General features: G+C 47.8%; 21 protein-coding genes. 12 read left to right on the top strand and 9 right to left on the bottom strand.

The annotated features are described in order from the left end of the window. Positions 1-214: 214 nt before the first annotated feature. The 3 genes from ubiT to ubiU all read right to left on the bottom strand — a co-directional run bounded on the left by ubiT (position 215) and on the right by ubiU (position 2,870). Positions 215-661 (bottom strand): ubiquinone anaerobic biosynthesis accessory factor UbiT, encoded by a 447-nt coding sequence (gene ubiT, locus H8K55_RS16140; RefSeq protein ID WP_230408661.1) that lies wholly within the window; start codon positions 659-661, stop codon positions 215-217. 10 nt (positions 662-671) lie between these two features. Further along, on the bottom strand, positions 672-1,577 hold the full coding sequence (ubiV, locus tag H8K55_RS16135) for a ubiquinone anaerobic biosynthesis protein UbiV (protein WP_186943092.1): 906 nt from the start codon (positions 1,575-1,577) through the stop codon (positions 672-674). 288 nt (positions 1,578-1,865) lie between these two features. Continuing rightward, a complete protein-coding gene (gene ubiU, locus H8K55_RS16130; RefSeq protein ID WP_186889931.1) occupies positions 1,866-2,870 on the bottom strand; it encodes a ubiquinone anaerobic biosynthesis protein UbiU in 1,005 nt (334 codons plus the stop codon). Positions 2,871-3,186: 316 nt separating this feature from the next. Here ubiU and H8K55_RS16125 point away from each other — a divergent pair, with 316 nt between their 5' ends. Together H8K55_RS16125 and H8K55_RS16120 are read left to right on the top strand one after the other, a co-directional pair. After that, positions 3,187-4,575 carry a hypothetical protein gene (locus H8K55_RS16125; protein ID WP_186943091.1) on the top strand — a complete coding sequence of 463 codons (1,389 nt, stop codon included), beginning with the start codon at positions 3,187-3,189 and terminating at the stop codon, positions 4,573-4,575. Positions 4,576-4,761: 186 nt separating this feature from the next. Then, complete coding sequence (locus tag H8K55_RS16120; RefSeq protein ID WP_186943090.1) at positions 4,762-5,742, top strand: MBL fold metallo-hydrolase; 981 nt, start codon at positions 4,762-4,764, stop codon at positions 5,740-5,742. 155 nt (positions 5,743-5,897) lie between these two features. On the opposite strand, the gene H8K55_RS16115 is transcribed toward H8K55_RS16120, so the two are convergent. Genes H8K55_RS16115 through H8K55_RS16100 form a run of 4 tightly spaced genes read right to left on the bottom strand, consistent with a single transcriptional unit; the run spans position 5,898 to position 9,641 of the window. After that, positions 5,898-7,208, bottom strand: coding sequence for an FAD/NAD(P)-dependent oxidoreductase (locus H8K55_RS16115; RefSeq protein WP_230408660.1), 1,311 nt, complete (start codon positions 7,206-7,208; stop codon positions 5,898-5,900). Next, on the bottom strand, positions 7,205-7,471 hold the full coding sequence (locus tag H8K55_RS16110; RefSeq protein ID WP_186943088.1) for a 2Fe-2S iron-sulfur cluster-binding protein: 267 nt from the start codon (positions 7,469-7,471) through the stop codon (positions 7,205-7,207). Before H8K55_RS16110 ends, H8K55_RS16115 begins: the two co-directional genes overlap by 4 nt. Before the next feature lie 49 nt (positions 7,472-7,520). Next, a complete protein-coding gene (locus H8K55_RS16105) occupies positions 7,521-8,651 on the bottom strand; it encodes an NAD(P)/FAD-dependent oxidoreductase (RefSeq protein WP_186943087.1) in 1,131 nt (376 codons plus the stop codon). Positions 8,652-8,663: 12 nt separating this feature from the next. Next, the gene (locus tag H8K55_RS16100) at positions 8,664-9,641 is read right to left on the bottom strand and encodes a 4-hydroxyproline epimerase (protein ID WP_230408659.1); all 978 of its coding nucleotides are present in this window, start codon (positions 9,639-9,641) and stop codon (positions 8,664-8,666) included. A gap of 431 nt (positions 9,642-10,072) precedes the next feature. Between H8K55_RS16100 and ltaE the strand changes: the two genes are divergently transcribed. Beyond that, complete coding sequence (gene ltaE / locus H8K55_RS16095; protein ID WP_186943086.1) at positions 10,073-11,101, top strand: low-specificity L-threonine aldolase; 1,029 nt, start codon at positions 10,073-10,075, stop codon at positions 11,099-11,101. 112 nt (positions 11,102-11,213) lie between these two features. On the opposite strand, the gene H8K55_RS16090 is transcribed toward ltaE, so the two are convergent. Beyond that, entirely contained in the window at positions 11,214-12,389 is a 1,176-nt protein-coding gene (locus tag H8K55_RS16090) for a VCBS repeat-containing protein (protein WP_186943085.1), read from the bottom strand. 382 nt (positions 12,390-12,771) lie between these two features. Here H8K55_RS16090 and H8K55_RS16085 point away from each other — a divergent pair, with 382 nt between their 5' ends. From H8K55_RS16085 to H8K55_RS16050, 8 genes are all read left to right on the top strand, one after another. After that, positions 12,772-13,275 (top strand): hypothetical protein, encoded by a 504-nt coding sequence (locus H8K55_RS16085; RefSeq protein WP_186943084.1) that lies wholly within the window; start codon positions 12,772-12,774, stop codon positions 13,273-13,275. 31 nt (positions 13,276-13,306) lie between these two features. Then, entirely contained in the window at positions 13,307-13,924 is a 618-nt protein-coding gene (locus H8K55_RS16080; RefSeq protein WP_186943083.1) for a TetR/AcrR family transcriptional regulator, read from the top strand. Between the two features lie 202 nt (positions 13,925-14,126). Beyond that, positions 14,127-15,236 carry an alkene reductase gene (locus H8K55_RS16075; protein WP_186943082.1) on the top strand — a complete coding sequence of 370 codons (1,110 nt, stop codon included), beginning with the start codon at positions 14,127-14,129 and terminating at the stop codon, positions 15,234-15,236. A 133-nt stretch (positions 15,237-15,369) separates the two neighbouring features. Then, positions 15,370-15,996, top strand: a complete 627-nt coding sequence (locus H8K55_RS16070; RefSeq protein WP_186943081.1) for a glutathione S-transferase family protein — start codon at positions 15,370-15,372, stop codon at positions 15,994-15,996. 113 nt (positions 15,997-16,109) lie between these two features. Beyond that, positions 16,110-16,766 (top strand): LysE family transporter, encoded by a 657-nt coding sequence (locus tag H8K55_RS16065; RefSeq protein WP_186943080.1) that lies wholly within the window; start codon positions 16,110-16,112, stop codon positions 16,764-16,766. A 150-nt stretch (positions 16,767-16,916) separates the two neighbouring features. After that, positions 16,917-18,920, top strand: a complete 2,004-nt coding sequence (locus H8K55_RS16060) for an energy transducer TonB (protein ID WP_186943079.1) — start codon at positions 16,917-16,919, stop codon at positions 18,918-18,920. Positions 18,921-19,018: 98 nt separating this feature from the next. Beyond that, positions 19,019-19,918, top strand: a complete 900-nt coding sequence (locus H8K55_RS16055; RefSeq protein WP_186943078.1) for a TIGR01777 family oxidoreductase — start codon at positions 19,019-19,021, stop codon at positions 19,916-19,918. A 13-nt stretch (positions 19,919-19,931) separates the two neighbouring features. Continuing rightward, positions 19,932-20,612: a tRNA-uridine aminocarboxypropyltransferase gene (locus tag H8K55_RS16050; RefSeq protein ID WP_186943097.1), complete on the top strand. Its 681-nt coding sequence runs from the start codon at positions 19,932-19,934 to the stop codon at positions 20,610-20,612. Between the two features lie 344 nt (positions 20,613-20,956). Here H8K55_RS16050 and H8K55_RS16045 read toward each other — a convergent pair whose 3' ends face one another. Continuing rightward, on the bottom strand, positions 20,957-22,945 hold the full coding sequence (locus H8K55_RS16045) for an OPT family oligopeptide transporter (RefSeq protein WP_186943077.1): 1,989 nt from the start codon (positions 22,943-22,945) through the stop codon (positions 20,957-20,959). A 340-nt stretch (positions 22,946-23,285) separates the two neighbouring features. Between H8K55_RS16045 and H8K55_RS16040 the strand changes: the two genes are divergently transcribed. Beyond that, positions 23,286-23,918: a hypothetical protein gene (locus H8K55_RS16040; RefSeq protein WP_186943076.1), complete on the top strand. Its 633-nt coding sequence runs from the start codon at positions 23,286-23,288 to the stop codon at positions 23,916-23,918. Positions 23,919-24,066 lie beyond the last annotated feature (148 nt).

Raw genomic sequence — 24,066 nt, 5'->3', positions numbered from 1 at the left:
TCACTGATTTTTAACCAAAGGGTGCGCACGGCATCCAGTTGCTCGTTTCTGATATGCCTATCAAAAACTGTTAAAACATCGAGTCCGTGAAAATACCGACTCTTCATTCATAATACAAGGGTGCGCCGTGCGCACCGTGTTGTAGTTGCAACTGGCCCTGATGATAGGGAAAAAGGTTTGGTGTGCACGGCGAACCTTGAGGTTGACTTGATTTTTACACTACTTGTGCACCTATTTTTTCTGCAAGCCGATTCAACCACGCCGGACGCTCACTCGCATCGATCCAATATTTGATCGCAATCCCCAGCTCCGTATCGCCTTCGATTCTTAAACGACGACGGAAGAATAAAGTATCGGCATCTTCCAGGGCAGTTGCCAGCTTCAAAAAATCCATTGCGCAGGCGCTGAGACTGACGTCGGTAGCTTGCAGTTGGATGGCTTTAAAGCGACCATTCTCGCAACGAAAGCACAGATGTAAGCCGAGATCTTCGACGTGGATTTGAAACGTTCTGCCATACAGATTTTCTGGTGCGATCAGCCAGCTGCGTTGCCGGGCTAGTTCCAACATCAATATTAAGGGCGCGCCCGCGACAGGTGAGGGCAGGCGTTGGCCGATTTTTCCAAATACAGTAGGAAAGCGAAAATCAGTGAAGTTCATCATAGAATAAAAATTAAATTGTTTGAATCGGTATCGTTTGCCATTGCATACCGGAACTGCCGTTCCAATAGCCATTGCAGCGTTCTGATTGCGGCGGTAGGAATGTTGGTTCAATCACCGCCGCTTGTTCACGTCGTCGTGCGGTATCGAAGGCGTGGACGATTTGTTCCATGTTGTTGGATTGGACTTGCAGACGCAAGATATCGACTTGTAGATTTTTGAGGGTAGGAATTTGTGGACTTAAATCCAGGCAATTTGCGCTTTGAGTTTGTATGCCATTGATAGTTAAGAAATCGCTGTGCTCGCGGGTTTGCAACGCCAATCCATCAGGGTAATGTTCACAGCGAAATTCGCAATTATCTTTGCGCAGTCGATGATGACGCGCAGTGAAGCAACGGGACGAGAAGGCGAGCGCCATGCGTCCCCATACTTGCACTTCGGTTTCTAAGCCAGCCGGGCGTTGCGCTTGCAAGGCAGCCAAATCGGCACCACTAAGTTCTATCGGCGGCGTAAAGCGCATCGCACCTAAGTCACGCAACCAATTTAAGGTACCAGTGTGATACACATTTAAATGCGGGCCAGCGACAAAGGGGCGTCCTTGCATGGCGCGCACTGCACTAAAATCATTTGCTTCAATCAGCAGATTTTCAGCGAGTGCCGCATCAATTAATTTATGCATGGCACGTCGATCGGCCTCGTTATCGATCAAGGTTAAACTTGAGAGCACCACTTGCTTACCCGCATCACGACAAGCTTTCGCCAAACTAATCCAATCCGGCAAACGCATCACATGTCGGCGCGAGCAAACGACTTCACCCAGATAAATAATATCCACAGGCCAGTGCATTGCTTCCACATAAAAGCGCATCGTGGCTTCTTTAGACCAATAATAAGACAGTGGCGCGAGTGAGAGTTTCATAGGTTCTTTAGGTTTATATTTTTAAACAAATGGCAGAGTGATTAGCTGTGTTGTGAGTTGTTGTATCTCGATACATTTCTATTTGCTGAACCTCCCTCACCCTAACCCTCTCCCGCTTGCGGGAGAGGGGATTTAGTTCGCGGAATTTTGGTGAGTTCAATGAACCTTAATTGTGCTCAGAAATTCGATTCTAGGGATGCAGGGCTAGGCGCCAAGCACAGCAATACGTCGGTATTGCGAGCAGTGGCAACAACGCCATGCGCCCTATAATCGGATTTATGAGCATGATTACTTCCAGGGCCGCTCGAATGCCCCTTGCGTCACCTGCGCACCCTCAGCATGTTTCGCCAAAGTCGCATTCCAATCCGGTCTAGCCGTATACCGCTCAGGATCACGCTCCGCGGAATCCAATGCTGCACGCAAAGTACCCACCACTTGCGATACATAATTCGGACTACGCTGACGACCTTCAATCTTGATCGCTTTCACGCCCATTTTGAGCAATTGCGGTAATAAGCCTATTGCATTCAAACTGGTTGGTTCTTCCAATGCATAGTCAACTTGCCCTTCCACTTCAAACCGGCCTTTGCACAAAGTTGGATAGCCCGCAGCTTCGTTGGGCGCATAGCGGTCGATTAAGGTGCCGCTTAAACGCGCGGATAAAACCTTATCTTTTTCTTCCCAACTAACAGCATGACCGGGTGAGCAGACCCCTTTATTATTGGGTGAATCGCCCGTGACATAACTCGATAGCAGGCAACGACCTTCGGCCATCACGCATAAGCTGCCAAAGCCAAATACTTCAATTTCAACATCCGTCTGACGAATAATTTTTTCGATTTCAGTCAGAGTCAATACACGAGGTAGGACGGCGCGGCGTATGCCAAATTGTTCGCGCATTAATTCAATTGCATCTACGGTGGTGGAAGAGCTTTGCACCGATAAATGCAAACGTACATCAGGATAGCGGTGGCGTGCATAAGCCATTAGACCGGGATCTGCCAAAATGATCGCGTCGGCACCGAGCAATACCGCAGTGTCTATGGCGGCACGCCATTCGTGCGCCATTTGGGCTTGCGGATAAGTATTGATAGCAAACAACACCTGCTTGCCACGTTGATGGGCGTATTCCACGCCAAGTCGGATATCGGCATCGGTAAAATTTAAGCCACCAAAATTACGTGCATTGGTGGCGTTGCGCAAGCCTAAATAAACGGCATCTGCACCTTTGTCGACTGCTGCTTTGAGTGCAACCAGACTACCTGCTGGCGCTACGAGATCGAGTGTTTTCATGCGCAAGATGGTAGCGATACGCGCTGCACACGTCTTTGTCTTAGGTCAATGAAATGGCGGATGTATTTTGCTTGTCTTATTCTGATGCCCCACATGCCACAGATACATAGCTCATGCCATTTAGTTAAGCTCTACAGTTGAACTGTCATTCCTGCGTAGGCAGGAACCTAGTGGCGTAAAAGATTCAAGGCATCAGTATGTAAGACCGTTTTGTAGACTTGCCTATTTTTTGAGCTATGATGAAGTGCTTACGATGTGCTTATGAATGCTTATTTCAAAATGCTTCCCTGATTGCTTAATTGAATTGGAGTCAATAATGAAAACCTGTCGTTCTGCTCGTATCTTCCCTCAACGCATTTCCACTCTCACCACGCTATTGATTGCGGCAGGAATATCTAGCTTGCCAGCAGTCGTTGTGGCGCAGACAAAAAACAAGGCCGCAGTATCAGCAGCAACGAAGAGCGTTGCATCGACTAAAGAAATCGTACAGGTGGTTAAGCCGCCAATCGCTTTAGCATATATCGATGTAGCAACCAGTGCCAGCGATATGCCCGGTGGTAATTTAATGGCTGGTGCGGCGCAGGGCGCGCAATCTGGTGGTGGGTTATTTGGAGCCTTGACTGGCATGGCGAAAGGGGCGATGGGCGGTGCTAGTGATCGTGGCAATGTCTTTGGAAATACACATAGTTTAGGATTCGCCAGCGGCAAATATGTTGATGTTTCAGTCTATACCAGCAAGAATCCTGGCCTGAATGACGCCAAACAATTCATCCCTAGCGTAATGAATTTAGGCGAGAGTCTGCAATTGAATGCCCCCGTGCCAGAAAAGTCTGTGCATGTCCCCGTCGATGAAAATCCCGTCGAGCCTACTTATGAAAAGCCTAAAGGAAAAATTTCTGTGTATTGGGGCTGCGGTGAAACCATACGACCTGGACAACCGCGTACCTTGGATGTCGCGACGGCATCAATGGATGACTACGCCAAATTTTTTGTGATGCGCGGCAAAACGACCAAGGGCGCACGTTGGCAACCCGGGCATCCAGCTTGGCCCAACAAAGTCGATGACAGAAAAGTACCCGACACCGCTTCGCTCATAGGCCAGCATAATTTTGTTGGCAATGGGATTCCCGAAAGCTTTAAAGTCAGCCTGGCTGCGCCACAAGACCTGATGCCGCCTATCGAACTAAAGCAAACGAAAAAAGACGGTGCAGTTGCGTTGGACTGGAAAAGCATTCCGCACGCGCGTGGCTATTTTGTGGCTGTGATGGGCGGCAAGTCCGATGGCAATTCTGGTGAAAATGCGAGTGGTGAAATGATCGTCTGGACATCCAGTGAGCTGGCTGATTTCGGTTTCGGCTTGATGGATTATCAGTCGAATCAAGACATCGATAAATGGATTAAGGAAAAAGTCATCCTGCCCGCCAGCGCCACTCAATGTGCGGTACCTAAGGGCATTTTCCCCGATGGCGGCGCGGGAATGTTGCGCATGATTGCGTACGGCTCAGACGCCTTTTTTGCTTATCCGCCACGGCCTGAAGATCCTAAAATAGCGTGGGAGCCAGATTGGCAAACGAAGGTGAGAGTGAAGTCGGTATTTGGTTCTATTTTGGGTGGAATGGGGGATATGGGCGAGAAACCTCAGCCTAAGAAAGAAGAGAAGAAAAACAAGGCGACTGATTTGTTGAAGAGTTTGTTTGGTAATTGACGACCTTATTGACGAACAAGATGGCAAACATGGAGTAGAAAAAATACCGACGTCAGCAATATTTTAAAAATGTCGTCATAATAAGTCGCGCCTGATGTTGAGAAGTCGACATCTCGTTGCTTCAATTCATATCAAATCGATTCAATACTTATTCACTCGTAACAATGGGAATGTGGAGATCAAATAATGACAAATCAATCGTATCAAAAATTTCGCCTGACTAGTATCGTTCTGGCTTTAATCGCTAGCACTGCAAGCATCAGCAGCTTGCAAGCGTCGGCTGAAGTGCCGATGACTAAGGCCGTGGCTCCCGGTTATTACCGTGTCATGTTGGGTGATTTTGAAGTGACTGCCTTATCGGATGGTACGGTCGCATTGCCGGTCGATAAATTACTGACGAATACCAAACCAGAAAAGACGTTGAAGTCGCTGCAGAAGTATCATCTGAGTACACCCGTCGAAACATCGGTGAATGGTTATCTGATTAATACCGGGTCAAAATTAGTTTTGATCGATACGGGGGCAGCAACTTTGTTTGGACCAACTTTGGGTCGCCTTGCCAATAGCTTGAAAGCGGCAGGTTATACGCCAGAGCAGGTTGATGAAGTGTATATCACGCACATGCATGGCGACCATGTGGGCGGACTCATGAACGGCACACAAATGGCATTTCCAAATGCGATTGTGCGCGCAGATCAGCACGACGCGGATTTTTGGTTAAGTCAGGCAAACATGGACAAAGCACCGGCCGATTCTAAAGGAGCTTTTCAAGGTGCGATGGCGTCGTTGAATCCTTATGTCAAGGCTGGCAAATTTAAACCCTTTGATGGTGATACAGAATTAGTCCCTGGCGTCAAAGCACTCGCGGCACGTGGTCACACTCCCGGTCACACGATTTATGCTGTGGAAAGCAAAGGACAAAAGCTGATGTTGTGGGGGGATTTGATGCATGTCGCGGCGGTACAGTTTGAAAATCCATCCGTCACTATCGCATTTGATAGCGATAACAAAGCAGCGATGGCGCAGCGTATGAAAGCTTATGCAGACGCTGCGAAGCAGGGCTATATGGTGGGCGCGACGCATTTGTCTTTCCCAGGTTTGGGGTATTTGCGCACTGAAGGTAAAGGCTATGCGTGGATGCCGGTTAACTATGTACCAGTGAAGTAAGTACTACAGTTTGGCTTTAGATGTTGTAGACAGTATTCACCTACGACACAATCCCGATTCGAATTTCAAAATTAAGTGCGAGATCAAGTTTGAGATCAAATTTGAGGTCAAGTTCGCGATCAAGCTTGTTGATTCGAATCGGGTTTTTTAAGTCTTCAATTGATTGGCGTTTTTTGTTCTGTATTGAGTATTTGCAGGCTACCGATTTTGGCGCTACTCAAGGGCAAACGCCCTAGATCTTTTTCCCACGAAAACAAGAAACGATTTGCCGCGCCGCAGAGTCGTCCCTGACAAGCTCCCATGCCGCAACGTGTGTGGAGTTTGGCATCGCGCCAGTCACGATGTTGCTGTAACTGACCAAAGCTGACATCTTCGCAGCGACACACAATGGTATCCGCGCTAGCCAATTGCCGTAATTCGTCGCGCAAGGTAAAGTCGCGATGCAGGCGTTGAGCGAATTTTTTCCAAGTGTCGCGTTCGGCGAAATAGTGCTCAGCTTGTGTTTTTTGATTACTGGCAGCGTTGCCAGCGATTGCGCCTTCTGCTAATGCTAAGTCAACACCACCAACACCCGTGCCTTCTCCTGCACAGTAGATTCCATCTTGCGTTGTCGCTTGCCATTCATCCACTTTGACACGTGGATAGTTTGAATTTGCATCGAGCTCGCAAGCTAAGGCTGCAGCGATATCCACATTGGGAATTAAGCCATAGCCACAAGCTAACATATCGCAGGCTATTTCGCGTTCCTCACCTTGCATATTGACGCGCACGCTAGTGAGTTTGTCGGTGCCGCTAGCCGCTTGCACATAGCTGTTACTGCGATATGTCACCGACTTTAAGCTACGCCATAGGCCGATTGCCTGGCTTATTTTGCTTGGTGTCGCGAGTAAGCCCAAACCAAATTGACACAGTTGACTGAATGGAGTTTGTTCCAAAATATGCGTGACTTGCGCACCGCGTTCTATCAGGCTGGCTGCTACAGCTAAAAGTAAGGGGCCGCTACCAGCGACGACTATGCGTTTTCCAGCAACCGGATAACCAGCTTTAGACAAAGCTTGCAAACCACCTGCACCAGTGACCCCCGGTAAAGTCCAACCCGGAAACGGCAGCAAAAGCTCGCGCGCACCTGTACATAAAATGATTTTCTTGGCGGATAAAACGTGTGATTGCATGCCCGATTGTGACGCACCTTGCGTTTCAACGATCAGCTCGTATCCATCATTTTTTCTGCACGTATGGATCACTTTGGATTGAAAATGAAAGCGTACATTATTTTTATTTGTCAGCTTATGCCATAAAGCTTGCGCGCGCGGATCGCGCTGTTGCTGCGCGCCGCCGCGCCAGATTTGTCCGCCAGACATGAAGTTATCGTCAATGATATCGATCTGCTTGCCCGCATCAGCAGCGGCGGCAGCGGCGGCTAGTCCCGCAGGGCCCGCACCGATGATCAGAATGTCGCTATTCATGCGTTTTCTCCAGTCAAAATTTGCATCTCGTTCGCACACAAAGTTTGGCAGGCCAATTGATGTGCCTGACCATTGATCGTCACGCGGCATTCCTGACAAATTCCCATGCCACACACAGGTGCGCGTGGCGCGCCATTCACCGAGACGCGGGTCGTAATGCAGCCACAACGTGCCAATGCTGCAGCGACACTGATGCCGGGCTCGACTTGGTGTATCGCACCGTTGATGGTAAGACTAAGAGTGGGGCGGGTAGAAGTTTTCATATTTTCTTACGAACTTAGTAGTAGCACTTAGATGGCATTATTGATGGCTTTAGTGTTGGCTCATGCTACGTGAAGGCCAGTAGGGCTCGACCGCAATTTTGCTGGTCTGTTGACAAATTTGGTCTCTTAAAATGGCGGCAGTAGCAAGCGACGTGGTGATGCCCAGTCCTTCGTGCCCGGTCGCCATCCACACATTTTTTTTGTTCGGATGTGGACCTATGTAAGGCAGACCATCAGGCGTTGCCGCGCGAAATCCAGTCCAGGTGCGGATTGCTTTTAAGTTCGCCAAAGCTGGCACGTAGCTAGTCGCTTGAGTCAGCATTTTGCTGAGTATGTCGGTATCGATTTCTTTATGGGTCACATCAAATTGACGTGAAGAACCGATAAAGACTTGTCCGGTCGGACGCGGTTGCAAATTAAAGGCGACCGAATCCCCATCCGAAGCATGTGCACTCTTGATGTAGCCAAGCTCGACTAATTGGTGCTGGATAAAATTCGGATATCTATCGGTGATGACCAGATGCCCTTTTTTGTAGCGCAATGGTAGATCGGCTATGAGTTTAGTTGATGCGATCCCATTTGCTACGACGATGTGTTGCGCTGATATCTCGCTGCCATCGCTACACTTCACGCCACCATCGATTAATTCTGTCACCGTTTGCCTATGCAAAGTAGCGCCGTGTGCCAAGGCTAGATCCAATAAAATTTGCGCACTCTTAGGCGGGTAGACCAGTGCATCTTGTTTGACCAAAAGACCTCCCGCTAACCCCGGTCGCAATTGCGGTTCTAGTTGTTGTAGTTGCTGGGCACTGAGCATTTCGCAAGCGATGTCGTGTGCTTGTAAGACCTGGAGTTTTGCCCGTGCCGCTTCCATTTCTTCTTCGTCGGCGGCGACCCAGATCGTGCCGCATTGCATGTATTCATGGCGTGCTGATTCGCGCTGGCCTTGCGTCACCAATGCACGCCACAATTCCAGTGAATAGCTACTGAGGGCGAGTTCCGCAGGATTGTCATCCATCACCACCAAATGTCCCATGCCCGCGGCAGTGGTTCCACCGCCTATCGTGCCAGGTTCGATTAGGGCAACTTTCAATCCTGCTTGTGCCAGACTTGCAGCGCAGGCACAGCCGATAATGCCACCACCAATGATGATGACTTCGTAGGTTTCTTTAAGTGTCATTGTTAGCTTGTCTTATCGGATGCCAAAGATAAATGGATCGCGCGGGTCTAGAATCAAACTTGCTTCTGCATTGACATAGGCTGTGCCGCGTAACGTCGGGCGAATTTTTCCGGCTTCGCTGCTAGGTTCAAAGCTACCTTCAAACACGCTGCCGATGATGCTTTCCTGACGCCAGATTTCTCCCGGTTGTAATTTTCCATCAGCCGCCAGACAAGCCAGTTTGGCGCTCGTGCCTGTGCCGCAAGGCGAGCGGTCATAGGCTTTGCCCGGGCACAGTACAAAATTTTGACTATCATTTTCAGGTGCTGATGGTGGGGCAAATAATTCAATGTGATCGATCTCACCGCCATTGTCGCCAGTAATACCCGCAGAGCTCAAGGCTTCACGTACACGCCAGGCAAAACTAGTGAGTGCCTCGACATTTGCCAGACGCATGTCCTGACCATGATCTGCCACCAGGAAAAACCAATTGCCACCCCATGCGACATCGCCTGTCACAGCGCCATGTCCTTCGACTTCGACTGTGACTGCATGACGGGCACGATAAGCCGGCACATTATGAACCGTGACGCTATGGTCTTCATGTAGTTCGACTTCCACTGCGCCGACGGGCGTATCAACTTTATGTCTGCCGGTTTCTAAGATGCCTTGATGCGCCAGCGTTGCTACCAAACCTATGGTGCCATGGCCGCACATGCCGAGATAGCCGACGTTATTAAAAAAGATTACGCCGACTGAGCAACTAGTGTCATGTGGTTTACATAGCAGAGCGCCAACCAGCACATCGGAACCACGCGGCTCACACACTACGGCGCTACGGATATGGTCAAATTTTTCTTTAAAGATGGCAACACGTTCTGCCAGCGGACCATTCCCCAGATCGGGACCTCCTTCGACGATCAAACGGGTCGGCTCTCCACCAGTGTGAGAATCAATGATACGAATTTTTTGTATGGAATTTGGCAGGCGATGCGACATAGATTGTGACATGTGTGTTCTCCGGTCAGCGGGGCTTTAAAATTGGAAAAATTATAAAAGAAAGTGTAGCGAAATCGCAGAAGGCTTGTCTTGCTGATTTCTACTTTATCGCATGCAGAATTCTGCATAGTTAAATTGCGTAGTGAATCTGGTAATGAATCCGGTAATGAATCCGGTAATGAATTTTGTGTTGAATCCCTAGTAAGCCTACTCGCAGTTTGCGTTACAAATATCCGTAATTGGTCGAGCCAAGAGAACTTAAGTGTTTTTCTGTAGAATCATGGAAGCAAACTGCGTGGATTGCTTCGCAAGTGCCTGCGACTAGGGGATGCTGATCGAGATGGACAGTGTGGTTTTTCCGCAGTGCCTATTTAGCTTGGTATCTAGCTTAGTGTCTAACTTATTATCTTTCTTAAACACCTTAACTGAATAAAGAATAGCCCATGAGTAGCGTAATTGATTTCAGAAGTGACACCGTCACCCGTCCGACGAATGCCATGCGCATCGCGATGAGTGGTGCAGCAGTAGGCGATGATGTGTATGGCGACGACCCAACAGTGAATGCACTGGAGGCGAAAATGGCGGCCTTGACCGGCATGGAGTCAGCGATGCTGGTAGCAAGTGGTACCCAAAGTAATTTGGTTGCTTTGCTCACTCACTGTGGGCGCGGTGATGAATACATCGTCGGGCAAAATTATCATACTCACTTGTATGAATCGGGTGGCGCTGCCAGTTTGGGTAGTATCGTGCCGCAACCTGTGGCAGTCGAAGCCGACGGTAGTTTAGATTTAGAAAAAATTAAAGCCGTCATTAAACCCGATGACGTGCATTACGCCCATTCCAAGTTACTGAGTTTAGAAAATACCCATTCTGGCAAAGTCCTGAGCAATGCCTATTTGCAATCCGCCATCGCGCTGGCACGTACACATAAGATGGCAACCCATTTGGATGGCGCGCGTGTCTTCAACGCCGCTGTTGCACAACAATTGTCAGTCGCGGATATTACTGCGCCTTTCGATACCGTGTCTGTGTGTTGTTCTAAAGGTTTGGGCGCACCGATAGGAAGTGTCTTATGTGGACCACGCGATTTTATTCATGCCGCTCGTCGCTGGCGTAAGATGGTCGGTGGTGGTATGCGTCAAGCGGGAATCATTGCGGCGGCGATAGATTACGCGCTTGATCATCACGTAAATCGCTTAGCTGACGATCATGCACATGCACAGCAATTGCAGCACAGCCTCGGTGACATCGCCGAATTGAAAGTCGATGCTGCACATACGAATATGCTCTACATCGAGTTTACATCGGCAGAACTTGGTTTGGCGGCTGGCGATTATCTACGTGAACATGGCGTGATCATTTCTGCCGGAAAGCGTGTGCGTTTGGTCACGCATTTGGATATTAATACGCAAGATGTGCTGCGCTTCGTCAGCTTGTTGAAGCAGTTTTTTCTGGAGCGTAGTAGCGCGTAATTTTGAAACTAGGTCATAAGCTAGCCGATAAACGAAGCTGCTAACTAAGTTCCGCCAATAAAAATTCTGTGACCAGTGTAAGTCAGCGTAGCATCAGCTGGTCACAATTTTCCTAAACAACTAGATCCACTTGTTGCATCGTTTTAGCTTGTCCGTCTTCAGTCAACCATAGGCCGGTTGAACGTATCTGACCATCGCTATGATTGTTGCCACTCTTCAGTTCAAATGGCGTTTCAACCTGCCCAAGAAAGAGCGCACCTACATTGGCTTGCTTGAGTGATTGCAATTGATCTTTGCCGGCCGCGTCTTTGGTCCAGACTTTCAGTTTGCTATAGATCGCATCGTTCTCATCGATCCAATGATTGCCGTCGCTGTCATACGCGGCTAACTCGGAAAATCCATTGCCTGTGCCGGGACCGAATAATTCAGTACCATCATTGATCTTGCCATCGTTATTCTTATCAAACGCCAAAAAGCCTGCACCTTTAACAAAAGAAATCGAATCCTTTTTGCCATCTGCATTTAAATCAAATTCAAATTTTTGTGAAGTCAATTGCGCACTATTGCCAGAAAAATTTAAGGTCAGCGGGTCAACTTTCTTACCATCGCCTTTGCGAATTTGTGTTTGATTCTCTTCGTGATAACTACGATTCAATTCAAAACTGAGATTGAATTTGATCTGTTTGTTGTCCGCTGTAGTGATGCTGCCAGTTGCCTGAAATTGGGTTTTCTCGGTTTCTGTATAGCTATGATGAACATCAATCTCTACACCCCAACCAGCATTTGGACGTGGATTTTTTTGCGCAGCTTCCGCTGCATTTTGCGCGGCCGCTGGCTGTGAAGCGCATGCATTGCCAACTGAATTATCTTGCAGATCACTCGTCTTGAGCGTATCAATTTTACGTCCGGTTAACAGTTCAATCAGATATCTGATCACCATCATGCGCGGATCATTATCGACATCATCTTGAATATGATCGACGGCACTTGCCGCATCTGTGGCGGCCACCGCATCATTGCTTCTGGCCTGAGCTTGAGCCTGTAATGCCGCGTCAGATAATTGAACGAGATCGAAGGGCAGTAATGAACGTGCTTCACGTGACATATTTGACTTATCGACGTTCTGAGTTTGTCCAAGTGCCTTGCCAGCATCGCGCAAGCGCGCTTCCATGCCTTCAAAATCAGGACGTTGATTCCCCACCCATGCGCGGGTTTTTTCCTGAGTTTCTAATTTTTGTGTGGCGACATAACTGGCCTGCAGCTGTATGTCTGAACTAGCGATTTTCATTTCGGTACCTCTGCAATATCTCGCATCCCATGCGTACAATCAGTACGCACAGCCTTATTGAGAAATGTATTACGCGTTCGTAGAAGAAGTGCGCTCACAGTGATGGGTATCGGCTGTTTTTATCAAAGCTTGATTTTTCGTTTAGACAGAAAGATGTTAAGGCGTATTGAAAATTGCGGTGTTTTGATCTGTAGTGCGCTTTGATATCGGATAATTGTTATCTCAATTCAATTGAAGAGAGCTTGATTTGTTTGATCCCGAATTTACAAACCTAACGACGTCATAGTATTGTCCCTTTGCTGTAGCCTCGAGTGAAGGGGGGGGTATTTCTGTAATGTGTATCAACATAATTTATATTGGCTCTCCGTGAAATGGAGTTTTGATGCGGAAAATTTTTTCTGATGTACCGATCTTTTTTCTAATGTGTGTAGGCCTATTGGTTTACCTTGAAACTTCTATTCCTTTGGATTTTTGCAGACCTGAAAATAGAATTTTTTCCGACCAAGAATTGATTGAATTGGCCATTAAGCATGAAATAAATGCTGGAATTTTGAAACTTGCGGCTACGGAAATGACAGCAAGTGATTTCTTTATGAATCATCCTGAATGCTGCAAAGTGATAAGAGCGAAGAGGAATTCGTTCTACTCAAGAATATTTGGAGCTGAAAGTCATACAATGAATGCTAATATTTCTGTAAGTATGACCTATGAAACCAATCCATTTAATGCGGTGACGAAGAGTGTAATTATTCCGAGATTCATTGATGAATATCTCGATATGACCTCATGTGGGAAGGTCGTCAAAAAATCAGTGCTTGGACGGAGTTTTAGATCTTCAATAATTTATATTGAGCATTCACTAAATAAGCTGACAAATTTAACTTGACACTAGACGACTGGTCTAATATTATCTCGCCATGCAAACCTCAAACTCTACTCATTCCGCCCAACACGACACCCGCGAGCGCATTTTGGCGACCGGTCAGTCTTTAATTTTGGGCAAAGGTTTTTCTGCTTTGGGCTTGAGTGAGATTTTGGGTGCGGCGGCTGTGCCAAAAGGGTCTTTTTATCACTATTTCCAATCCAAAGAAGGATTCGGGGTGGCGATGTTGGAGCGTTATTTTGCGGATTATCAGCCGCGCTTGCAGCAGCTTTTGATGGAAGGCGACTTGCCAGCGCGTGAACGTGTGATCCGGTATTTCGCCAGTTGGCAGCAGAAGGCGGAGCAATCTGCTTGTCAGACTTTGTGTCTGGCAGTGAAGTTGGCTGCGGAAGTTTCTGATTTGTCCGAGCCTATGCGTATAGCGTTGACGGTTGGGATGCAGGGGATTACTCGTAAGTTGGCGGAGGCTTTGCGTCAAGTACAGTTGGAAGGAGATTTATCCGCTGATTGCAATATAGATGAGTTGGCTGAATTTTTGTATGCAACCTGGGTTGGCGCATCTTTGTTAAGCAAGGTGAATTTACATTTGCAACCCTTGGATATCGCGATGCAGCAGACCAAAATTTTGCTGCGTGCTGCTAATGCAAAGTAAGTGCTGTGGGGTAAAGCAAAGTTGATTAAAGATGTAGGGAATGAAGTAAATAGCAATAAAACTGCTGTAAAACAGCTCAGTAAAAAACGTCGTACAAAACACAGTAAAAGCGCAGTAGGAAGTAACCATCACACCATAGGCTTAGGCCTATTTTTTTGAAACAAGAACTAGACGACCGGTCTAATTTAATGAAGGAAATAGTATGCTAGATCAATTATTAACCCCCATCAAAACAGGTTCCACTGAATTAGCCAATCGCGTCGTGATGGCACCATTAACGCGTTCGCGTGCAGCACAGCCTGGTGATGTTCCACATGCTTTGAACGTCGAATATTATGCACAGCGCGCCAGTGCTGGTTTGATTGTGACTGAAGCGAGCCAAATTTCACGTCAAGGTCAGGGTTACGCTTGGACGCCTGGCATTTACACTGATGCACAAGAAGCAGGATGGAAAAACGTTGTCGATGCAGTGCATGCTATGCAAGGCAAAATTGCGCTACAACTATGGCATGTTGGTCGCATTTCCCATAACCTCTTACAAGAAAATGGTGCCGCACCTGTTTCTGCATCTGCGCTGACCGCAGAAAATTCACAATGCTTTGTGATTCAAGAAGATGGTACGCCAGCGAATGTGCAAACAGCACAACCACGCGCTTTGGAGTTGGCAGAAATTCCGGGCATCGTTGAACAATATCGTCAAGCGGCGCATAGAGCTCAGCGTATCGGTTTTGATTTTGTTGAAGTACATGGTGCGAACGGCTATTTGCTGCAGCAATTCCTCTCAACCAATAGCAATCAACGCAGCGACGCTTATGGTGGCAGCATTGAAAATCGCGCACGATTAATGTTGGAAGCCGTGGATGCAGCGATCAGTGAAATGGGGGCGGAGCGCGTTGGTGTGCGTCTATCGCCTAACTTTGTAGCGCATGGTATTGCGGATACAGAAGCAGAAGAGAGCGCATTGTATTTAGCGCGGGAATTTTCTAAACGCGGTATCGCTTATCTGCACATTGCAGAACCAGACTGGGCTGGCGGCGCTGAATTGAGTGCAGAATTCCGTCAACAATTGCGCGCAGCATTTAGTGGAACTTTGATTTGCTGCGGTGGTTACAGCGCAGAAGAGGCAAATGCATTGATCGCTAGTGGATTAGCCGACGCGGTTGCTTTTGGTCGTCCTTACATTGCGAATCCGGATTTGGTTGAACGATTTGCTATGGGTGCGGCTCTCAATACGCCGGATCGTACGACGTTTTATGGTGGTGCTGAAAAGGGCTATACCGATTATCCATTTCTGCAAAAAGCTGCTGCCTAATCAAGTGAGCTAGGTCAGCTTAGTTGTTCTTAGAACGCTCATTGATTGCTGCTTGTTTTTTTGAATTCGCAAACACAGCACAATCAATGAGATGTGTAGAATACGTTCTTCCGTAATTCTACTTTCAATTCTCATGCTAACTATTCTCGGTAAATCAAGCTCAATTAATGTCCGTAAAGTCTTATGGACTTGCGCTGAAATTGGTATTCCATTTGAATTGACTGAGTTTGGTTCGGGTACGCCGAATCCAGTAACAACGCCGGAGTTTATGGCACTTAACCCTAATGCCATGGTGCCGGTGATTCAACACGAAGGGCAGACGCTGTGGGAATCAAATTCCATTTGCCGTTATCTCGCGACGCGTTTTCAACGGTTTGACTTGCTGCCACAAGAGGCGATGGCGCGGGCACAAATAGAAAAATGGATGGATTGGCAAGCCACAGAACTCAATAATTCCTGGCGTTATGCCTTCATGGCGACAGTGCGCCATAGTCCTGCGCATCGTGATGCGGCTGCGTTAGAACATGGTGTACGCGAATGGAATCGCCATATGCAGATTTTAGATCAACAATTACAAGGCACTGGCGCATATGTGAATGGCTCAGAGTTTTCTCTGGCCGATATCGTGTTGGGACTGTCACTTAATCGCTGGCGTTCTGCGCCAATTGCGCACGCCGATTTACCTGCGCTGACAAGCTATTTTGATCGCTTGTGTGAACGACCGGGATTTTTGCAATATGGTGCAAACGGTATTCCTTAAAATTCTCAAGGTATTTGACGATCTTTTAAATTGATCACTGCAGCAAATGCAGCAAACGCACAAATTTGCGGGATAATTCCTTCCTTATTCATTCGCTTCGATAAGTAAATACTATGAGCTTCGCTACTTGGTTTTCTTTCTTCTGTGCTGCCTGTCTTATCGCCATTTCACCCGGCTCTGGGGCAATTTTATCGATGTCGCATGGACTGGCTTATGGGGTGAAGCGTGCCAGCGTGACGATATTGGGATTGCAGTTTGGTTTGCTATTGGTCTTGATTATCGCAGGCGCAGGAGTTGGTTCTTTATTACTAGCGTCGGAAACAGCGTTTAGTGTCGTCAAAATATTGGGTGCCTTGTACCTGATTTATCTGGGAGTGACGCAATTTTTCAGTAAGCCACAGGCCAGCATAAGTATGTCAACTGCCGACACACAAGATGCGGCGCACGTGCCGAGCTTTCGCCGCCGTGTGCTTACTGGCTTTTTGACGAATGCCAGCAATCCTAAAGGCATCGTTTTTATGGTGGCGGTTTTACCTAACTTCATTAATAGCCAAGCTGCATTACTGCCGCAATTGATTATTCTCGCTGTGACCATGGTGGTCGTTGATGCCAGCGTAATGCATAGTTATGCCTTATTGGCATCGTCATTGCAAAACCTGATGCGTGATGTCAAAGCGCAGCGTATACAAAATCGCATTTTTGGCGCGGTCTTGATGTTGGTCGGTGCGAGTTTATTTTTCGTTAAGCGTGAAGCTAGCCTTGCTAACTAATTTGCAGCACGATTGCAGCACAAATTAATATGTAGCGTATGACAACAGCGATACATGCAACACCCCTGCATAAGAAAACTAGAAAATCCAGTGAAAAACAGAAAATCTGGGATAATGAAGATTCATTGTTTCTTATGAATATCAATTTGCATGCGTTTTGATTCTACTCCCGAAGAACCCCAGGTAATGCGCGATGATGCTTTGGCAAATCGCCGCTTGATGGGTGGTATTCTGGTATCACTGATCGCACACGCCCTGATTTTATCTTTGCAATTTGGTATTCCTGGCTTGGATTTTCCTAGCCTTGAGGTGCCATGGAAAGAACGGCGTACACCAGTTCAAACCCTGCAGGTAGAAATCGCCAGCCCAGCTCCGAAGGCGGCACCAGTGCTACCGACTCCCGCAGTGACCACGCCTGAGCTTTTTAAGTTACCTATCCCCATCTTACCAGCGCCCATCCCTAAGTTGACGGCCCCGCCGACAGGTTTGCAAGTGCTGGCTATGCAAGCTAAGCCAGAACCAGTTCCACCCGCTAAGAAACCGACCAAACCGCTTAAGAGTGTAAAGCCTGTACCATCGCCACTGCCTGAAAAACGTGTGCCACCGCCATCTGAATCGCCGACGCGCATCATCGCACAAGATCGCATCAAGAATGATGATTTCGTGGTGCCACTGACGAGCGAAGAAGAGTTAGAACGACATGCGCAAGATAAGAAAGAGAGCAAGCAAAAATTAGAAGCGATTCCAGAGGATGCGATTATCGACAAAAACGCGGAAGCGGATTTGCTCGCAGAACAAAAGCGCGAAGAGGAGTTAAAACAAAAAAAACTGGCACAGGAAAAACTTTTAGCAGAGAAAAAACAGCAAGAAGCGGAGCGCCTGCAACAAATTGCGAAAGCGAATGAAGAAAAACAAAAACAGCAAGAGGCGGAACGTTTGCAGCAGATTCAGCAGCAAGCGAACGAATTAAAGCGCCAACAGAATGAACAATTAGCACAGCAAAAAATTCTAGCGCAACAGAAGGCAACCGTCGAACAAAAGCAACGCGAGCAGGCTTTGGAAGATGCTATGCGTGAAGCCAAGCGTCAAGAGTTATTAACGCAAGAAACGCTGAAACAAGAAGAACAAACTCGACAAGCGGAGCAAAAGCGTTTGCGCCAATTAGCGCAAGAACAAGAACAGCAAAAACAAGAAGCCTTGGCACAGGCGCAGTTGCGTCAGAAATTGGCGGAAGAGCAAGCGGAGAAAAAGCGCGCCTTAGAAATTGCTGAACGTCAGCGCCAAGAAGAATTAGAAGCGAAACGCGCAGAAGCCCAACGTCAGTTACAAATTGCAGAACAAAAGGTCGCAGAACAAAAGGCAGCCGAGCAAAAACAGCTAGAGCAAAAATTGTTGGAACAAAAAATCGCTGAGCAAAAGTTAGCGGAGCAACGCGCGCTAGAGCAAAAGATCGCACAACAAAAATTGGCGGAACAAAAGCTAGCCGAGCAAAAAGCACAGGAACAAAGATTAGCAGAGCAAAAGGCTTTGGCCGATGCAGCACGCGCCAATGCCGAACGCGAAGCAGCGATTGCCGCATCGCGTCAAGCAGCATCCAATCGCAGTGATGTCTTTGGCGATGGCAAGGGTGGCAGTGGCACCTCGGGTAACGCGAATAACAGTGGAGCGCTCACGCAAAATTTAGGAAAAGGTGATCTCGCCAGTCGTTTGCGCGAACAAGCACGCAATACCGATTTGTTGAAATCAACGCCGTCGAATAGTAAATTAGCTGATGAAAAATCGGCGCGCAGACGCAGTTTTCTGGGCGCTTATGACAAGGAAGTTCCCTTGCGCATGTATGTCGATAGTTTGAAACATAAGCTGGAACGCAATGGTAATTTGATTTATGAGCGACGGACTTTGAGCGATGTCGAACATAATGTGCAGATCAATATGGTCGTGCGCAGTGATGGCAGCATAGAAGAAGTAACGATCATGCGCAGTAGCGGTTCTCGTGCGATTGACGAAAAGGCGCGCAATATTATTATGGCGAATTCACCGTATTCTGCGTTTCCTCCCGCATTGGCATTGAAATACGATGTGATTGAGATCCAGCGAGTGTGGAGTTTTGGCGATAAATTACGCATTCTGGATAATTTGCCATCGACTTTTTAGTGCTGAGTTCAGATCTCAGTTTAGCTGCAAGTTCGGCTGCAAGTTCAGTTGCAAAAGTTGCGCCCAGAAATAGGAATGCAAATAAGAACGGAAATAACATGCATATTTTGATTACTGGTGGAACCGGATTGATCGGGCGTCGCTTATGTGCGGCGTTGACAGCACGTGGCGATCAGGTGACCGTCGTGAGTCGTCGTCCGCATATGGTGGCCAGTCTGTGTGGTGCAGATGTACGTGTTCTGACAAGTCTGGATGACTGGCAGCCAGATCAACATGTTGACGCGATTATTAATTTGGCGGGCGAGCCGATTATCGATAAAGCCTGGAGTGCGCGGCGTAAGCAGGTATTACTCGATAGCAGGGTTGGTTTGACGCACAAACTCATCGAGAAAATTCGTCAAGCACAGATCAAACCACGCGTACTCTTGAGTGGTTCAGCGATAGGTTATTACGGTATCCATCCAGAAGAAATCAACTACGAAGATGCAGCCGCTGGCGACGATTTTTCAGCCATGCTTTGTAAGCAATGGGAGGAAGCCGCGGCACCTGCAAAAGAACTGGGTGTGCGCCTTGGCTACCTAAGAACTGGCCTGGTTTTAGACGAGGCGGGCGGGGTACTCAAAAAAATGCTGCTACCATTCCAATGGGGGTTGGGTAGCCGTTTAGGTAATGGCAAGCAATGGATGAGTTGGATACATCGACAAGATTACCAACGCGCGGTGTTGCGCCTGCTAGATGATGAACAAGCCCACGGCGCATTTAATTTGACGGCGCCTATGGTTGTTACTAATGCAGAATTCACGCAGATTCTCGCCCATACTTTGCATCGTCCTGCGCTGTTTACTACGCCTGCATTTGTGTTGAACTTGGTATTAGGCGAACGTGCAGATTTGCTATTGACTGGGCAAAAAGTATTGCCGAAAGCCTTGCTGGCGAGGGGATTTCAATTTGAATTTCCAGACTTATCCGCTGCATTAGCCAATTTACTTAAGCGGTAAAGTCTTGGCGAAAATGGCGCAAACCCAGCTAGAAGACGCTGAAGAAAATCTACAAGCGAACGCAGGGTCGAGCACACTTGCACAAAAAAGGCGGCCAGTTTGCTCGCAGTGTCAGCGCGCACTTCGCGCCTGTATTTGTGCCTGCGCACGTCGAGTGGAATGCGAAACCGAAGTACTGATTTTGCAGCATCCTGCCGAGGTGCATCATGTCAAAGGCAGCGCACGATTGTTGCACTTATGTTTGCCACAGAGCACGATTGCGGTGGGTGAAGTGTTTGATGCAAATACATTGAGGCAACGCTTACATACTGATGGAAAAACCAACGTGTTACTGTATCCTGATAGCACGGTTGCTAGCTTGCCAGCAGCGTCATCGTATCAACCCGGCTCAGACACAGCGATTCGACTCGTATTGATTGATGCAAGCTGGCGCCACAGTAAACAAATGCTGCTGCAAAATCCCTTACTACAAGAAATGCCGCGCTACGCATTGAGTGAAGTGCCAACATCGCGCTATCAGATCCGGCATGCGCATGCAGAGGATCAGCTCTCGACTTTAGAGGCTTGCACTTATGCCTTGATGCAAGTCGAACCGCACAATCCGCAAGTCGCAGATTTGTTACTAGCCTTTGATGCATTCAATGCGCTGCAGATAGAGTTTGGTGTGAATAATTTACTGCGCGTAAAAAAATAGCACCAGTCTTGCATACTTGCGAAGGACATCGGTGCTATTCCATTTATTTAGCGATGATGCCGTTCAGTTAAGCCCTGCAAGATGAACTGTCATTCCCGCGCAGGCGGGAATCTAGTGTCTTTAAGCTGTTACGTCACTGGATTCCCGCCTAGAGACCTCTGCACAACCGTAGCGAGCGGTCGAAGTTTGAGCCGAGAAGCGCACCTGTGCTAGAGCACAGCGAGCATCGCAGGCTCAAAATTCGGTCGCGCAGTAGGTTGTGCAGAGGTCTCGCCAACGCGGGAACGACAAACTATGAGCTTGTCTGCTTAGCTGAATGGCATTAGTGATTCAGCTGTGCCGTCTTACATCAAGACATTCAACATCGCATTACCTATACCTATCAAGGCAGAGCCAGCTAATAAACCTGCTGCGACCGCTTGCATACCGTCAACCCAAACGCTATAACCCGTACTGTCTTTTGGACCGCTGCGATGCTTGTTTTCCATCAGCCAAAATACAAACGCGCCTATCCACATTGCCAGCACCGCTTCTGGTGGCAAGACCACACCCAGACCGATAGAGATGGCGGAAATCGGGAAGCGGCCTTTGCTCACGATGGTAGCGATTTCAAACACCACCGCAGCAATTGCAGCGACGATGATGGAGATGATCGCGCTATGCGATAGGTTATTGAAACCATGGCCTATCAGTTCGGCGACGCCTTTCCATTGCATCGCGGCAGGGAAGGCGAATTGATCCGTGATAATGGTCGCAGTATGACGTACGCCGTTTGCATCTGGTGGCAAGAACAATAAAAAATACACAGGGATGCACGCCAATGTGCCGGAAAAAATCCCGATCAAATGACCTAAGACTTGATGCCGCGGTTTGGCACCCAACATATAGCCAGGTTTGATGTCCGATAATAGACTAGCAGCACTGGAAGCGACTTCTGCTGACATCCCGGCCGGAATTAAATTCGTCGCCGGATTGCTGCGATCTAAAGCACCCATAGAAAATTGCGTAATCTTCGATAAGCCGCTGGTTGGTATCCAAGATGTCAGCGCCATAGAATTAATACAGATCACGGTTAGCAAATACACTAACGCTAAAGAGATAAACGCGAACATCCATGGCACGCCAAAAAAACTATGCGTCGCCCACACACCTAAAAAACTAAAGACAGGCACACCCAGATAAGAGATCCACAGCGGCACTTCAATATGCGCTAAGGGATCGTGCGTCTGATTGCTTTTTGCTTCAGATTTGAACAGGCGCGATAAGCCTTTAAAAATTTCTGGCTTGGCAAATAAGCTGATCAAAGCGGCGACCACCATGATCACGATGCCCCACCACAGCGACCACTGATTCAATATCTCTACGCGCGACAAAGGTACAAGCTGACCATCTAGTCCCATACGTGGTGCGATCTCGCCACGGCTAATCATGATCGGTCCCAGAATCGCAAAATTGAGTACCGCACCGATCAGACAACTGGTGGCAACACGGATGCCCATCAATGCGCCAACACCTAACATCGTGGCGTCTAGCGTAAAGCGTAAACCCAAGGTACGAAAATCTGTGCCCAGAATTTTGGGTATCCACAAATCGTATTTAACAGCCGCTTGATAATAATAGGTATCGAGACGCTCTTTCAGAAACCACGGCTCGGTGAGCCCAGCCCACTGATCCATGCGCAGTACTTTGAACTGGATTAACTTCATCCAACCATCGCTGAGAATGACTTGCAAGGCTGCAGTCCATAACCCTACTTTAGCTAATAATTTTGCTTTAAAAATGCCGGAGTCAGCATCGCCAGTGTAGAGCGTATCAAGCACCACACCGCAGGCATTGCCTTCGGGGAAGGGGAGTTGATCTTCATTGATGAAACGACGCTTGAGCGGAAAAGCTAATAAGACACCAAGGATCGCAATAATCACCATCCAGATCAGCATTTGCCACCACGAAGGAATCGTCGACGTAATCATCATGTAGGCGGGCAGGCAAGCGACTAAAGGCATCGTCATATAACCAGCAGAAGTGGCGATCGATTGCGTGCAATTATTTTCTAGAATGGTGAAATTTTTTGCGATACCAGCATTGTCTAAAGCTCTGAATAAGCCGAAGGCGAGAATCACAGAAATCAAATTCACACCGATAGAAATACCAGTCTTAGCACCGATGTACATCGCAGTAGCCGACAGTATTCCGCCCAATAAAAAACCAGTCAAACCAGAGCGCCAACTGAGTTGCGCCATATCGCCGCGATAGACATGATCTAGCCACCACTGATCTTTTTGCTGGCGCGACCAGGATTTCACTTGTTCTTCATTGAGCTGTTGAATTGCCACTGCGATCTCCTGACTTTTGTTGTGCAAGAAGTATCAAGGGCAGTGGTAGTGCTGTCAAGCTGAGTGATGTATTCAGAACAATAAATGACGTAGGGTGCGCGGTGCGCACAGCTTCAGATTGGGGGCAAGCTCGAATCATGATGCGCGCGGCGCATCCTACGAGTCAAATTTACACAAATCCTACTGTATTATCTTTATTTTTTTAATATAAAACATTGTCGCCGATGATAAAAACAGGATTAGTAAGTTCCGCTCGCGTATCACGGTTGATTCGATATGGTGCTTGATCGTGTCGTTCCATGCACTGATCATGGTTTTTCTGAGTCGTACACGCGGGTGGATGAGTACTACGTCCTCCAATGCTGTCATGACTATCGTGCAATTCAATCGCTTACGAGCACCTGATCCTATACCTCTTGCCAACAATGCTGCGAAGAGGACTCCGTCTAAAACAGTAGATAAGCCAGTAGACAAACCAGTTGAGCCAAAAGCCGCAATTAATAAGTCCGCTAAGTCTGTCGATGCAAACGATAGTTCACAAACTTCTGCGAAAAAAGGGCGTACACTCGAATTGGCGAGCGAGTCATCAAGTAATGCTGTTGCAGTCAAAGATTGGGCGACCTTAGGAAACATCGCGAATCGTTACAAATTACAGGTGCCAAAATCTGTTGTAGAAGATACACCTACACCCGCACAACAAGCGGCGCAAGATGTGCGATCAAACTCTGCCAAATTGAGCAAGAGCGAAAAATTTGCCGTCGCGATGGGGACGCTCGATTGTGTTTTTCAAGCACGACTTCCCGATGGAAAAATTATCCGTGAGCCTGGGCGTTGGATCATTGTGCCAGCTCGCTCCGATGGAACACTGAAGCCCTTAGCAAAAGCGCGATTTTGTATTCGATTACATCAGGCCGAAAATGAAAATACCAACGATTTGACCGCGATAAGTACTAGCATTAAAGGTAAATTGTGATTCGCAACGCGATGAATTAGCGCGAGAAGTTTGCAATAAAAAAGCCCCGCTATCGAAATAACGAGGCTTTCTCATTGTGTGTGTAATGCTGTGTTGCAGTGTTGCAGTGTTGCAGTGTTGCAGTGTTGCTGTTATTGCCTAGACCGCA

The sequence above is a fragment of the Affinundibacterium flavidum genome (assembly GCF_014284175.1).
GTDB lineage: Bacteria > Pseudomonadota > Gammaproteobacteria > Burkholderiales > Burkholderiaceae_D > Undibacterium > Undibacterium flavidum.
The sequence above is the reverse complement of the archived record's forward strand: the minus strand, read 5'-3'. Positions and strand labels throughout refer to the sequence as shown.

What these genes read in the sequence shown, in the direction of transcription:
- ubiT (WP_230408661.1), bottom strand. Translation starts at nt 661, where the DNA reads ATGATGAACTTCACTGATTTTCGCTTTCCTACTGTATTTGGAAAAATC.
- ubiV (WP_186943092.1), bottom strand. Translation starts at nt 1,577, where the DNA reads ATGAAACTCTCACTCGCGCCACTGTCTTATTATTGGTCTAAAGAAGCC.
- ubiU (WP_186889931.1), bottom strand. Translation starts at nt 2,870, where the DNA reads ATGAAAACACTCGATCTCGTAGCGCCAGCAGGTAGTCTGGTTGCACTC.
- H8K55_RS16125 (WP_186943091.1), top strand. Translation starts at nt 3,187, where the DNA reads ATGAAAACCTGTCGTTCTGCTCGTATCTTCCCTCAACGCATTTCCACT.
- H8K55_RS16120 (WP_186943090.1), top strand. Translation starts at nt 4,762, where the DNA reads ATGACAAATCAATCGTATCAAAAATTTCGCCTGACTAGTATCGTTCTG.
- H8K55_RS16115 (WP_230408660.1), bottom strand. Translation starts at nt 7,208, where the DNA reads ATGAATAGCGACATTCTGATCATCGGTGCGGGCCCTGCGGGACTAGCC.
- H8K55_RS16110 (WP_186943088.1), bottom strand. Translation starts at nt 7,471, where the DNA reads ATGAAAACTTCTACCCGCCCCACTCTTAGTCTTACCATCAACGGTGCG.
- H8K55_RS16105 (WP_186943087.1), bottom strand. Translation starts at nt 8,651, where the DNA reads ATGACACTTAAAGAAACCTACGAAGTCATCATCATTGGTGGTGGCATT.
- H8K55_RS16100 (WP_230408659.1), bottom strand. Translation starts at nt 9,641, where the DNA reads ATGTCACAATCTATGTCGCATCGCCTGCCAAATTCCATACAAAAAATT.
- ltaE (WP_186943086.1), top strand. Translation starts at nt 10,073, where the DNA reads ATGAGTAGCGTAATTGATTTCAGAAGTGACACCGTCACCCGTCCGACG.
- H8K55_RS16090 (WP_186943085.1), bottom strand. Translation starts at nt 12,389, where the DNA reads ATGAAAATCGCTAGTTCAGACATACAGCTGCAGGCCAGTTATGTCGCC.
- H8K55_RS16085 (WP_186943084.1), top strand. Translation starts at nt 12,772, where the DNA reads ATGCGGAAAATTTTTTCTGATGTACCGATCTTTTTTCTAATGTGTGTA.
- H8K55_RS16080 (WP_186943083.1), top strand. Translation starts at nt 13,307, where the DNA reads ATGCAAACCTCAAACTCTACTCATTCCGCCCAACACGACACCCGCGAG.
- H8K55_RS16075 (WP_186943082.1), top strand. Translation starts at nt 14,127, where the DNA reads ATGCTAGATCAATTATTAACCCCCATCAAAACAGGTTCCACTGAATTA.
- H8K55_RS16070 (WP_186943081.1), top strand. Translation starts at nt 15,370, where the DNA reads ATGCTAACTATTCTCGGTAAATCAAGCTCAATTAATGTCCGTAAAGTC.
- H8K55_RS16065 (WP_186943080.1), top strand. Translation starts at nt 16,110, where the DNA reads ATGAGCTTCGCTACTTGGTTTTCTTTCTTCTGTGCTGCCTGTCTTATC.
- H8K55_RS16060 (WP_186943079.1), top strand. Translation starts at nt 16,917, where the DNA reads ATGCGTTTTGATTCTACTCCCGAAGAACCCCAGGTAATGCGCGATGAT.
- H8K55_RS16055 (WP_186943078.1), top strand. Translation starts at nt 19,019, where the DNA reads ATGCATATTTTGATTACTGGTGGAACCGGATTGATCGGGCGTCGCTTA.
- H8K55_RS16050 (WP_186943097.1), top strand. Translation starts at nt 19,932, where the DNA reads ATGGCGCAAACCCAGCTAGAAGACGCTGAAGAAAATCTACAAGCGAAC.
- H8K55_RS16040 (WP_186943076.1), top strand. Translation starts at nt 23,286, where the DNA reads ATGAGTACTACGTCCTCCAATGCTGTCATGACTATCGTGCAATTCAAT.